The organism is Bradyrhizobium sp. SEMIA (genome assembly GCF_014844175.1).
Classification (GTDB): domain Bacteria; phylum Pseudomonadota; class Alphaproteobacteria; order Rhizobiales; family Xanthobacteraceae; genus Bradyrhizobium; species Bradyrhizobium arachidis.
The window spans coordinates 1,272,056-1,284,231 of sequence record NZ_CP046601.1 but is presented as its reverse complement, the minus strand read 5'-3'; the positions used below and the strand labels follow the sequence as shown (position 1 = coordinate 1,284,231).

10 protein-coding genes and 3 pseudogenes are annotated in these 12,176 nt (G+C 65.1%); 6 read left to right on the top strand and 7 right to left on the bottom strand.

Features of this window, described 5'->3' with window-relative positions; all coding sequences use genetic code 11:
• Positions 1 to 414: 414 nt before the first annotated feature.
• Complete coding sequence (locus FOM02_RS06200) at positions 415 to 1,257, bottom strand: AAA family ATPase (RefSeq protein ID WP_027560729.1); 843 nt, start codon at positions 1,255 to 1,257, stop codon at positions 415 to 417.
• A 105-nt stretch (positions 1,258 to 1,362) separates the two neighbouring features.
• Positions 1,363 to 1,608: a GlsB/YeaQ/YmgE family stress response membrane protein gene (locus tag FOM02_RS06195; RefSeq protein ID WP_027560728.1), complete on the bottom strand. Its 246-nt coding sequence runs from the start codon at positions 1,606 to 1,608 to the stop codon at positions 1,363 to 1,365.
• A gap of 123 nt (positions 1,609 to 1,731) precedes the next feature.
• On the opposite strand from FOM02_RS06195, the gene FOM02_RS06190 reads away from it, so the two are divergent.
• From FOM02_RS06190 to sseA, 3 genes are all read left to right on the top strand, one after another.
• On the top strand, positions 1,732 to 2,907 hold the full coding sequence (locus tag FOM02_RS06190; protein ID WP_027560727.1) for a vWA domain-containing protein: 1,176 nt from the start codon (positions 1,732 to 1,734) through the stop codon (positions 2,905 to 2,907).
• A 128-nt stretch (positions 2,908 to 3,035) separates the two neighbouring features.
• Positions 3,036 to 3,449 carry a rhodanese-like domain-containing protein gene (locus FOM02_RS06185; RefSeq protein ID WP_265441503.1) on the top strand — a complete coding sequence of 138 codons (414 nt, stop codon included), beginning with the start codon at positions 3,036 to 3,038 and terminating at the stop codon, positions 3,447 to 3,449.
• A gap of 135 nt (positions 3,450 to 3,584) precedes the next feature.
• Entirely contained in the window at positions 3,585 to 4,436 is an 852-nt protein-coding gene (gene sseA / locus FOM02_RS06180) for a 3-mercaptopyruvate sulfurtransferase (protein ID WP_027560725.1), read from the top strand.
• A 366-nt stretch (positions 4,437 to 4,802) separates the two neighbouring features.
• Here sseA and FOM02_RS06175 read toward each other — a convergent pair whose 3' ends face one another.
• Positions 4,803 to 5,219: a hypothetical protein gene (locus tag FOM02_RS06175; RefSeq protein WP_265441502.1), complete on the bottom strand. Its 417-nt coding sequence runs from the start codon at positions 5,217 to 5,219 to the stop codon at positions 4,803 to 4,805.
• A gap of 364 nt (positions 5,220 to 5,583) precedes the next feature.
• Between FOM02_RS06175 and FOM02_RS06170 the strand changes: the two are divergent.
• Positions 5,584 to 6,678 (top strand): annotated as a pseudogene (locus tag FOM02_RS06170) (L,D-transpeptidase family protein).
• Between the two features lie 58 nt (positions 6,679 to 6,736).
• Here FOM02_RS06170 and FOM02_RS06165 read toward each other — a convergent pair.
• Together FOM02_RS06165 and FOM02_RS06160 are read right to left on the bottom strand one after the other, a co-directional pair.
• The gene (locus tag FOM02_RS06165; RefSeq protein WP_027560722.1) at positions 6,737 to 7,699 is read right to left on the bottom strand and encodes a D-2-hydroxyacid dehydrogenase family protein; all 963 of its coding nucleotides are present in this window, start codon (positions 7,697 to 7,699) and stop codon (positions 6,737 to 6,739) included.
• Between the two features lie 132 nt (positions 7,700 to 7,831).
• On the bottom strand, positions 7,832 to 8,047 hold the full coding sequence (locus tag FOM02_RS06160; protein ID WP_027560721.1) for a hypothetical protein: 216 nt from the start codon (positions 8,045 to 8,047) through the stop codon (positions 7,832 to 7,834).
• Between the two features lie 235 nt (positions 8,048 to 8,282).
• Between FOM02_RS06160 and ettA the strand changes: the two genes are divergently transcribed.
• Together ettA and FOM02_RS06150 are read left to right on the top strand one after the other, a co-directional pair.
• Positions 8,283 to 9,932: an energy-dependent translational throttle protein EttA gene (gene ettA / locus FOM02_RS06155; RefSeq protein ID WP_027560720.1), complete on the top strand. Its 1,650-nt coding sequence runs from the start codon at positions 8,283 to 8,285 to the stop codon at positions 9,930 to 9,932.
• A 7-nt stretch (positions 9,933 to 9,939) separates the two neighbouring features.
• Positions 9,940 to 11,165: pseudogene (locus FOM02_RS06150) on the top strand (lytic murein transglycosylase).
• An 81-nt stretch (positions 11,166 to 11,246) separates the two neighbouring features.
• Here FOM02_RS06150 and FOM02_RS06145 read toward each other — a convergent pair.
• Positions 11,247 to 11,533, bottom strand: a pseudogene (locus tag FOM02_RS06145) (hypothetical protein).
• 222 nt (positions 11,534 to 11,755) lie between these two features.
• Entirely contained in the window at positions 11,756 to 12,079 is a 324-nt protein-coding gene (locus tag FOM02_RS06140) for a hypothetical protein (protein WP_027560717.1), read from the bottom strand.
• Between the last annotated feature and the right edge of the window lie 97 nt (positions 12,080 to 12,176).

Genomic DNA, 12,176 nt, shown 5'->3' with positions numbered 1-12,176 from the left:
CAGCAGACCGCGGGTGCCGCTGGCACCCGGCCTTCCCTGCGCCCTCTTTCTATTGGGCGATGGAATGAAGCAAAGCTCGGGCGAGATGAGCCGCGAGGCTGCAAAGCTGTGCCTGCAATTCAAAATGCGAGTCGGAGAGCGATGCCGATGCCCCTTGCTCCGTCATTGCGAGCGCAGCGAAGCAATCCAGAATCTCTCTGCGGCAAGACTCTGGATTGCTTCGCTGCGCTCGCAATGACGAGGTGGAGAGAGTGTGCGCCAATCCATCACCGTCACCCTGAGGTGGCCGCTTCTTCAGCGGCCCTCGAAGGGCGGCGGCCCGGCTGCATCTCGGCCGTTCATCCTTCGAGGCTCCCGATGGGGCGCTTCGCGCCCCATCACTCGCTCCTCAGGATGACGGGACTGGCAGCGCCCTCACACTTCCCTTCGGCTCAGAAACGCCAGTCGCTCGAACAAATGCACGTCCTGCTCGTTCTTGAGCAGCGCGCCGTGCAGCGGCGGGATCAGCTTGCGCGGGTCGCGTTCGCGAAGCTGCTCGACGCTCATGTCCTCGTTGAGCAGCAGCTTGAGCCAGTCCAGAAGCTCGGACGTGGAGGGCTTCTTCTTCAGGCCGGGCACCTCGCGCACCTCGAAGAAGATGCGCAGGGCTTCCTCGACCAGGCGCTTCTTGATGCCGGGGAAGTGGACGTCGACGATGCGGGCCATCGTGTCGGCGTCGGGGAACTTGATGTAGTGGAAGAAGCAGCGGCGCAGGAAGGCGTCGGGCAGCTCCTTCTCGTTGTTGGAGGTGATCATCATGATCGGGCGCTGCTTGGCCTTGATCGTCTCGCCGGTCTCGTAGACATGGAATTCCATGCGGTCGAGCTCGAGCAGCAAGTCGTTCGGGAATTCGATGTCGGCCTTGTCGATCTCGTCGATCAAGAGCACCGGGCGCTGCTCGGCGGTGAACGCCTCCCACAGCTTGCCGCGCTTGATGTAGTTCTTGATGTCGGAGACGCGGGCATCGCCGAGCTGGCTGTCGCGCAGGCGCGACACCGCGTCGTATTCGTAGAGGCCCTGCTGCGCCTTGGTGGTGGACTTGATGTGCCAGGTGAGCAGCGGCGCGTTCAGCGCCTTCGCCACTTCCTCCGCCAGCACCGTCTTGCCGGTGCCGGGCTCGCCCTTGATGAGGAGCGGGCGCTCCAGCACGATCGAGGCATTGACGGCGACCTTGAGATCGTCGGTCGCAACATAGTCCTTGGTGCCAGTAAACTTCATTGCGCGTCCTTGTTGGTCGTCGGCCGGGACATTGCCAATTTCCTGGTCCCGGTCGCGACATGGGAACGGCCGCGCATGGCGGCCGTTCCTGGTTCGGTCAGGCTTTCAGACCCGTCTTATCAGCGAAAGGATCACCAGCACAATCACCGCGCCGATGGTGGCGTCCACGATGGCGCCGATCGTACCGGTGGCGAGCGCGATATGCAGCTGGGGCAGGACCCAGCTCGCAACTAGCGCGCCGATGATGCCGACCACGATGTTGCCGATGAGGCCAAATCCCGCCCCGTGGACAATCTTGCCGGCGAGCCAGCCGGCGATCGCGCCAATGATGAGCGCTGCGAGAATTCCCATTGCAAACGTCCCCAAAACAACCCCTTGAGGACCCCAATTCTAGAGCAAAAAGCCTATCGGTCCAGCGCGCAGCGGAGGTCTCCGCCCCTTGACGTCAGCCACCCGACGGGCAATCTGTCACCCATGTTCCTGCAATTCTTCACTTCTCTGCGCGATGCGCAGGTCCCCGTGACGCTGCGCGAATACCTCACGCTGATGGAGGCGCTCGACGCTGACCTCGCGGACTACACGGTCGAGAACTTCTACTATTTGTCGCGCGCCTCCCTGGTGAAGGACGAGCGCAACCTCGACAAGTTCGACCGCGTCTTCGGCACGGTGTTCAAGGGGCTGGAAAGCCTGCTCGACGCCATGGAGAAGGCGGAGATCCCCGAGGAGTGGCTGAAGAAGCTCGCCGAAAAATACCTCACCGAGGAAGAGAAGAAGCAGATCGAGGCCATGGGCTGGGACAAGCTCATGGAGACCTTGAAGAAGCGCCTCGAGGAGCAGAAGGGGCGCCACCAGGGCGGCTCGAAGTGGATCGGCACCGCCGGCACCTCGCCGTTCGGTGCCCACGGCTACAATCCCGAAGGCGTGCGCATCGGCCAGGAGAAGAACCGCAACAACCGCGCCGTCAAGGTGTGGGACAAGCGCGAGTTCAAGGACCTCGACGGCAATGTCGAGCTCGGCATCCGCAACATCAAGGTGGCGCTACGGCGCCTGCGCAAGTTCGCGCGCACCGGCGCGCCCGACGAGCTCGATCTCGACACCACCATTCGCGAGACCGCCAATCATGGCTATCTCGACGTGCACATGCGCCCCGAGCGGCGAAATGCGGTGAAGCTGCTGGTGTTCTTCGACATCGGCGGTTCGATGGACGCGCATATCGAGCAGGTCGAGGAGCTGTTCTCGGCGGCGAAGAGCGAGTTCAAGCACATGGAGTATTTCTACTTCCACAACTGCCTCTATGAAGGCGTGTGGAAGCAGAACAAGCGCCGCTTCACCGACCGTACGCCGACCTGGGACGTGCTGCACAAATATCCGCACGACTACAAGGTCGTGTTCGTCGGCGACGCCTCGATGTCGCCTTACGAGATCATGGTGCCGGGCGGCTCGGTCGAGCACGTCAACGAGGAGCCGGGCTCGGTCTGGCTCGACCGCATCATCCGCACCTATCCGCATACGGTGTGGCTGAACCCGGTGCAGCAGAAGCACTGGGACTATTCGGAATCGACCACCATCATCAAGCGCATCTTCGCCAACCGCATGTACCCGATCACGATCGAGGGGCTGGAGAATGCGATGAAGGAATTGACGCACTGATTGCTGTCATTCCGGGGCGCGAGTAGCGCGAACCCGGAATCCATCGAGCGGCAGAGTTGGTGGAGAAATGGATTCCGGGCTCGCGACTTCGTCGCGCCCCGGAATGACGAACGAGAAGGGAGAACCACATGCCCCAAAACATCACCCGCGGCATCAAGGCGCTGATCGACGAGGCCAATTCCGAGATCGAGACGCTGAACGCCAGGGACGCCATCGAGATCTCCAAGAACGGCGACGTCGTCATCGTCGACATCCGCGATCCCCGCGAGATCGAGCGCGACGGCCGCATCCCCGGTGCGTTCGCCTGCACCCGCGGCATGCTCGAATTCTGGATCGATCCGCAGAGCCCGTATGCCAAGCCGATCTTCCAGGAGGACAAGAAGTTCGTCTTCCATTGCGCCGGGGGTCTGCGCTCCGCGCTCGCGGCCAACACCGCGCAGGACATGGGCCTCAAGCCCGTCGCCCACATCGCCGGCGGCTACGCCGCCTGGCGCGATGCCGGCGGCCCGACGGAAGCGTGGGAGCCGAAGAAGAAGGGGTGAGGGCTTCACTCTCTCATCCGTCATTCCGGGGCGCGCGAAGCGCGAGCCCGGAATCCATGCATCCACCAACTCAGCCGCACGATGGATTCCGGGCTCGCCCTCCGGGCGCCCCGGAATGACCACAAGGAAGCACCGATGGCCACCGATCCCCTCGTCTCCACCGAATGGCTCGCCGCCCACATGGGCGACGCCAACGTCAGGATTCTCGACGCCAGCTTCAAGCTGCCGGGCGTGCTGCCGCTGCCGAAGGACGACTATCTCGCCGCGCATCTGCCGGGCGCTGTGTTCTTCGACGTCGATGCTGTCTCTGATCATTCCAACCCGCTGCCGCACATGTATCCGAGTGCCGAGCAGTTCGGCCGCGACGTCGGCAATCTCGGCATCTCCAACGCTGACACCGTCGTGCTCTACGATGCCGGCGGCTGGGTCGCAGCGCCCCGCGCCTGGTGGATGTTCCTGGCGTTCGGCCACAACAACGTGCGCATCCTCAATGGCGGATTGAAGAAGTGGCGCGCTGAAGGGCGTCCGGTCGAGAGCGGCGAGGTGACGCCGAAGCCGGCGAAGTTCAAGGCGAGCTACGATCCGAAGCGCGTGCGCAGCATGCAGCAGCTGGTCGCCAACGTCGAACGCCGCGCCGAGCAGGTGATCGACGCGCGCGCCGCCGATCGCTTCGAGGGCCGCGCGCCCGAGCCGCGGGCGGGCATCCGCTCCGGCCACATCCCCGGCGCCCGCAACGTGCCTTACAATCAGCTGTTCGACGCCGCGACCGGCACGATGAAGCCGCTCGAGGATCTCCGCGCCGCCTTCGCCAGCGCGGGCGTCAAGCTCGATGCGCCGATCGTGACGAGCTGCGGCTCCGGCGTCTCCGCCGGCGTGCTGACGCTCGCGCTCTATCGGCTCGGCGTCACAGACACCGCGCTCTATGACGGCTCGTGGTCGGAATGGGGCCAGGAAAACGGCCCGCCGATCGCGACCGGGCCGGCGTGAGATAAGTATTGGAGGCGTTGCTGCTTCCACGGCGTCATGGCCGGGCTCGACCCGGCCATCCACGCCTTGCGCGCAATACAAAGAATGTGGATGCCCGGGACAAGCCCGGGCATGACGAATTCTTCTGAGCGATTAGCCTGCCGCCAGCGGGGCAGGTGAAGCGTCACCGGGTGCGCGTGGTCGTCGTTGCGAAGGTCTGCTGACCGAACGGATCGAACTGTTGCCGCAACTGCTGAGGCGGCGGGCGGCGCACCTCGCGGTGCCGCTTCTTCGCCTTGGGCTTGGTCGCCTTGCTCTCCGGCTTGCTGGTGTCGGACTTGGCCTTGGCGGGCGCGGCCTTCGCGGCCGCCGGATCGTTCAGCGCCGCTAGCCTGGTCGTCGCAACGTCGAGTGCCGCGGCGGCATCGCTCGGCTGGGATCAACGGCTGCATCAACCGGCGCCGGCGCGCTGGCGTCGCGACACGGCAGGCGTGCGTCGACGAGTCGTGGCCCGCTCGTCAGCGCGGCCATCTGCTCGGGCAGTCCGATGGTCGGCACCTGGTCACGCAGCGACGGCGTCAGCTCGACCGCCGCCTCCGGCTCGGCCCGCAAGACTGCGAGCACCGGCTGGGCAGGCTCAGAGGCTTGCGCGAACACCTTCTCCTGCGGACCGTTCCGCCAGGAGGGGTTGCTGACATATTGCTCATGGGTCGCCCGCAGCAGCGCGGCGGCGCCTAGGCCGAACACCAGGATGGAGGTTGACAGCAGGATCGCGGCAAGCAGGAAGCGAAAGCCGGGAAGCATCGGACGGGTTGCGAATTTCCGCCCCGACGGCGGTGCCGGGGCCCATGAGCCATCTGAACGCGGTGACGGTACTGATTGCCGCGTTCGCCACGCGGGGATCGGAGCTCAAAGCAATGGCGAATCAGGCTGATTCGACCATATCGCAACGCCTCCGCGCCGTTCCCTAAAATTCGGGGCGGAAGACTCCGGCAATTTACGGCGCGATGCGATTTCCCGCCCGTGATGCAACGGGGCAACGGTGCTCTTGCGGATCACAAATCGGCAAATCCGGCGCAGATAACCCTGATATGTCTTGAATGTGCCGCGATCTTCGGTCATCTGGCCGTTAACGGCTCGGACGGGGCCCGGGGGCTATACAAGAGCGATGATGATCAAACACTTTCTGACGATATGCGCTGCCGCAACAGTCGCTGCGGCGGGAACCTCGCGCGCGCAGGCTCAGAGCTATCCGGTCCAGCAGGCGCCGAGCTATGGCGCCCCGGCCCAATATCGGCCCGGCGACCGTACCCCGAATTTCGACGCGCTGGACGAAGACGACGACGCGGTGCCGCAGGCCTCGCTGCCGCCGCCCGGCCCCGGCGGTCCGATCATGTCGCCAGACGATCCGCGCTATGGCCGCCCGGCTGGCGGCCGCAGGCCCGGTAATGTCGCCCGACGATCCCCGCTACGGCCGCCCCGCCGGCCGCCGCCGGTCGATCTATGCCGACCGTCCGGGCCAGGCGCCCGCCATGACGGCCTGCGTCCGCCGGAGGCCGTTGGTGGCCCCGCCGCGACGGGAACGGTTCAGGCTGGCCAGCCGCCGGTCGGCGCCGATGGCCGGCCGATGACGGTCGCTTCGCTGCCGCCGGAGGAGCAGCCCGATGCTGCGCCAGCGCAACTGGCGCCGAACCTGCGTCGCCAGGAGGTCGCGTTCCAGACCAAGGAGCCGGCCGGCACACTCGTGGTCGATACGCCCAACACCTATCTCTATTACGTGCTCGGCGGCGGCCGCGCGATCCGCTACGGCGTCCGCGTCGGCCGCGACGGCTTCACCTGGACCGGCGTGCAGAAGATCACCCGCAAGGCGGAGTGGCCGGATTGGCATCCGCCGACGGAAATGATCGAGCGCCAGCCCTATCTGCCGCGCTTCATGGCCGGTGGCCCCGGCAATCCGCTCGGCGCCCGCGCGATGTATCTCGGCTCGACCGTCTACCGCATCCACGGCACCAACCAGCCCTCGACGATCGGCAAGTTCGTGTCGTCGGGATGTATCGGCATGCTGAACGAGGACGTCTCGGACCTGTTCGACCGTGTCAAGGTCGGCACTCGCGTGGTGGTGATGCCGGGTGGTCCGGCGCCGGGAACGGCGACTGCGTCCGCTGCGCCTGCGCCCGCTCCTGTGTCTGCCCAGGCGGGCCCGGTCCCCGGCACGCAGCCGACGGTGGTGCCGCCGCTGCCCGCGCCGGTCACCGTGCGCTAAGCGCTTCGAACCAGTTCAAGTCGCGAAAGGGCGTGCCAAACGGCACGCCCTTTTCGTTTCAGGCCAACTTGCGCGGCAGGTCGCCGCCCTTGGTGAAGGTGTCGATCGCCTCGACCATCTGACCGTAATGAATGCGCAGGCCATCCTCGGTCGCGTAGCCGAGATGCGGCGTCAGCACGAGATTGTCGAGCTTGCGGAAGGGATGGTCGACCGGGAGCGGCTCGACCGAGAAGACATCGATGCCGGCGCCCGCGATCTTCTTCTGCTGCAAGGCCTCGAGCAGCGCCGCCTCATCGACAATGGGTCCGCGCGCGGTGTTGACCAGGAAGGCCGTCGGCTTCATCCGCGCGAGGTCGGCACGGCCGACGAGGCCGCGCGAGCGCTCGCTCAGCACCACATGGATGGTGACGATGTCGGCCTTGGCGAACAGCTCCTCCTTGGTGGCGTAGCCGACGCCGGCCGCCGCGCATTTCTCCGGCGTCAGGTTCGGGCTCCACGCGATCACGTTCATGCCGAACGCCTTCGCAATCCCCGCCATCTTGGTGCCGAGCTTGCCGAGCCCGACGACGCCGAGCGTCATCCCCTCGATCTCGACGCCGGCAAAAGTCTGCCAGGGCTCACCCGCATGCATCCGCGCATTCTCGCGGCCGATGCCGCGGGTCAGCTCCAGGATCAGGCCCATGGTGAGCGGCGCGGTCGGATCGCGTGAATATTGCGTACCGCCGATGATGACACCGCGCGCTTTCGCGGCCTCCATGTCGATCGAAGCATTGCGCATGCCCGAGGTGAGCAACAGCTTCAGCTTCGGCAAGCTGTCGAACAGGCTCTTGGGGAACGCAGTGCGCTCGCGCATCGCGCAGATGATCTCGAAGTCCGCGAGCGCGCTGGCCGCGGCCTGCTCCGAAGCAAAGGGATGGCTGAACACGGTGACGTCGACGCGATCCGACAATCTCTGCCAGTCGGCGACGTCGAGGGCGAGGTTGAAATAGTCGTCGAGAATTGCGCAGCGCAGCCGGCTCATCAGCTTCATCCATGGCGAGAGGGGACGGCGCTGGGCGATGGGCGCCATCGTCGGAACCGGGCCATGGTTGCGCGCAATCAGCCTCGCGCGCAAGCAGCTTGCGTCTTCAAAAATGCCATAGGAGGGAGGCGCTTAGAGGTCGCGGGGCTTCAGCCGGATCGGCGCATCGATGCCATGCTTGGCGCGCCAGGCGGGGCCGGGGCCGCGCATATAGTGCAGCTCGGGCCGGTAGGGGTTGAAGGCGGTGGCGAGGAAGCGCTTCCAGAAGCCCTTGATCTCCGACACGACGCCGGAGACGGGCCCGACTTCTGCCGGAACAGGAAGAGAATGGGTTTCGATCAGGGCCATGACGCTGTCTCGCTGTTCTCCCCACTCATTCTGAGCGGGTGGCGCTGTTTCCGCGCGAAACCGAGCTTTGGCCTGCTTTATTAAAAAATGGTTTCAATTGTCCGGATCTGCGTCCGGATGGTGTCCGGACCGTATTCATCCGTGGTGAACGGAGGGAAAACGTTGCCCTTTGGGGGCGGGATCGTTACATCGGCGGCTAAGCAAATCTCCTCAAATTGAAGGTTTCACGGGACCGATGGCGCGCCAGTTCATCTATTTCATGCAGGGCCTGACCAAGAGCTACCCGACCCGGAAGGTGCTCGATAACATCCATCTGAGCTTCTACCCGGACGCCAAGATCGGCGTGCTCGGCGTCAACGGCTCGGGCAAGTCGACGCTGCTCAAGATCATGGCCGGCCTCGACAAGGAATATACCGGCGAGGCCTGGGTCGCCGAGGGCGCCCGTGTCGGCTATCTCGAGCAAGAACCGCACCTCGATCCGGCGCTATCGGTGCGCGAGAACGTCATGCAGGGCGTCGCCAAGCAGAAGGCGATCCTCGACCGCTACAACGAGCTCGCCGTCAACTATTCGGACGAGACCGCCGACGAGATGACCAAGCTGCAGGACGAGATCGAGGCCCAGGGCCTGTGGGATCTCGACAGCAAGGTCGACCAGGCCATGGACGCGCTGCGCTGCCCGCCCGACGATGCCGACGTCACGAAACTCTCCGGCGGTGAACGCCGCCGCGTCGCGCTGTGCCGCCTTTTGCTCGACCAGCCCGAGCTTTTGCTGCTCGACGAGCCGACCAACCATCTCGACGCTGAATCCGTGTCTTGGCTCGAAGGTCACCTCCGCAACTATCCCGGCGCGATCCTGATCGTGACCCACGACCGCTACTTCCTCGACAACGTCACCGGGTGGATACTCGAGCTCGATCGCGGCCGCGGCATTCCCTACGAGGGCAACTACTCGTCCTGGCTGGTGCAGAAGCAGAAGCGCCTCGAGCAGGAAGGCCGCGAGGAGGCCGCGCATCAGAAGACGCTGGCCCGCGAGCAGGAGTGGGTCGCGTCCTCGCCGAAGGCACGCCAGGCCAAGTCGAAGGCGCGCTATCAGCGCTATGAGGAGCTGCTCAAGCAGGCGAGCGAGAAGCAGACCCAGACCGCGCAGATCATCATCCCGGTCGCCGAGCGGCTCGGCGCCAACGTGGTCGACTTCGAAACGCTCAGCAAAGGCTATGGCGATCGCCTGCTGATCGACGATCTCACCTTCAAGCTGCCGCCCGGCGGCATCGTCGGCGTGATCGGCGCCAACGGCGCCGGCAAGACCACGCTGTTCAAGATGATCACCAAGCAGGAAACGCCGGACAAGGGCACGATCACGGTCGGCGAGACCGTGCATCTCGGCTATGTCGACCAGTCGCGCGATGCGCTCGACGGCAAGAAGACCGTGTGGGAGGAAATCTCCGGCGGCAACGAGCTGATCCTGCTCGGCAAGAAGGAAGTGAACTCGCGCGGCTATTGCTCGTCGTTCAACTTCAAGGGCGCCGACCAGCAGAAGAAGGTCGGCGCGCTCTCCGGCGGTGAACGCAACCGTGTCCATCTCGCCAAGATGCTGAAGTCCGGCGCCAACGTCCTGCTGCTCGACGAGCCGACCAACGATCTCGACGTCGACACGCTGCGTGCGCTCGAAGAGGCGCTGGAGGATTTCGCCGGCTGCGCCGTCATCATCAGCCACGATCGCTGGTTCCTCGACCGTATCGCGACCCACATCCTGGCCTTCGAAGGCGACAGCCATGTCGAATGGTTCGAAGGCAACTTCCAGGACTACGAGAAGGACAAGATGCGCCGGCTCGGCCAGGACAGCATCATTCCGCATCGCGTGAAGTACAAGAAGCTGACGCGGTGATGGCGGCATGATGCGGAGGGCGCTCATCGCTGCGGTGATCGCGGTCACCTGCACCTGGTCGCCCGCCCGTGCCGCCGACGCGGCCTTCACGCAGTTCATCACTTCGCTCTGGCCGGAGGCGCAGGCCGCCGGCGTGTCGCGCGCGACGTTCGATCAGCAGACGCGCGGGCTCGAGCCTGACTACAAGCTGCCCGATCTGATCCTGCCGGGCCGCCCGCGACCGGCGCGCCGTCGCAGGCCGAGTTCGTGCAGGTGCCTGCCGACTACGTCAAGGAAGCTTCGATTGCGCGGCTTGCGGGCGAGGGGCAGCGGCTGCTGCAGAAATATCGTCCGCAACTGACCGAGATCGAGAAGAAGTCAGGTGTGCCCGCCACCGTGATGCTCGCGATCTGGGGACGCGAGACCGATTACGGCCGCTACACGCTGCCTTACGATCTCGTCCGGGTGCTGGCGACGCAGGCCTATGTCGGCCGTCGCAAGGACACCTACCGCAACGAGTTCATCCTCTCGCTGAAGATCCTGGGCGAGGGCGTGGTGACGCGCAAGGACATGCGCTCGTCCTGGGCCGGAGCGACCGGGCTGACGCAATTCCTGCCGTCCGAATATTACAACCACGGCGTCGACTTCGACGGCGACGGCCGCATTGACATCTGGCACTCGGTCCCGGATGCGCTGGCCTCGGCCGCACAGCAACTCGTCAACAAGGGCTGGGAGAGTGGCGTGCGCTGGGCCTACGAGGTGCAAGCACCCGCAAAAGTCGATTGCATCACCGGCGTGCCGGAGGTGACGAAGCCGATCGGACAGTGGCTGCGTGAAGGCTTTGTTCCGGTGCGCGGGCAGAAGCTCAGCGCTGCCGAGCAGGCGCAGCCGGCGTCGCTGCTCCAGCCGGAAGGCATCTACGGTCCGTCGTTCCTGACCACGAAGAACTACTTCGTCATCAAGGAATACAATTTCTCCGACCTCTACGTGCTGTTCGTCGGCCATCTCAGCGACCGCATGACGAGCCCGCTGCCGTTCGCAACGCCATGGGCCGCCTCGAAACAGCTGCGCACCAAGGATGTCGAGACGATGCAGCGCGGGCTGACGCGCATCGGACTCTACAAGGACAAGATCGACGGCAAGGCCGGCATGCAGACGCGCGCCGCGCTCGGCGCCTACCAGAAGTCGGCGGGCCTGAAGGTCGATTGCTGGCCGAGCGAAGAGGTGCTGCGCTCGATCCAGGCGGCGCGATAGCGCGGCGGCCAAAAGAAAAAGCCCGGCCGATGGTCTCGGCCGGGCTTCGATCGCGGCGCTCATCAGCGCCTTGCGATCAGATCAGTAGCAAACGCGAACCGGGCGGACGACCCAACCGTAGCCGTCCCAATAGCGTTGGCGCTGCCAGTAGCAGGGCGGGGGCGGCGGGCCGGGCGTCGGGCGACGGTAGACCGGACCACCATAGGCCGGACGGCTCGACGCGATGGCGCCGCCGACGATCGCGCCGCCGATCAGGCCGGCTGCGATGCCGGCGCGACGCCGTCACCGGCTTTGGCGGGCGGAGTGGCGGTCACCAGCGAACCGGCAACCGTCGCAACCGTGAGGGCGGCAACTAAAGTCTTCTTCATGCTCTTGGCTCTCCTGGGAGATGGGTTCCTCTTGTTAGAGGCGCCCGGGTTTCAAAGGTTCACGCACACTCTGATGGAATTGGTCTTGCAGCTAGGAAGCGCGCAAATGGTCAATCCACGGTAAACGCACACGGAGCTGTGACGAGAAAAAGCGGTCTTTTTCGGGCCCCGAGATGAACGCCGTGTCCGTTGTGAACCGGGCCACACGCAGCTCAAGTCGCCTTAGCCGCAGACTCGGACGCGGCGGACGCGCCAGGCGTAGCCGTCCCAGAAGCGCTGCTTCTGCCAGACGCAGCCGCCGCCGTAATAGTCGTCGGCGACATAGCCCGGACCCGGCGCGTAGTAGCGGGGCGGGTAATAGCCCGGTTCATAATAGCCGGGGCCTGGTCCGTAATAATACGGAGACGCCAGCGCGCCCCCCACAATGGCGCCGCCGATGATCCCCGCCGCCACGCCCGCGGCAACGCCGCGCTGCGCATGGGCGGGTGTTCCGGCCGTCAGGGCCAGGGTGGCGACGGCAGCGACTGCCAGGAGCGACTTCTTCATAGGCTTGGCCTTTCAACTCTGGGAACTCTTTGGGACCTAAGTTCCATACTCCATTTGAACGATCGATGAACGGCACCTTTGCGGGGTGCGACCAATT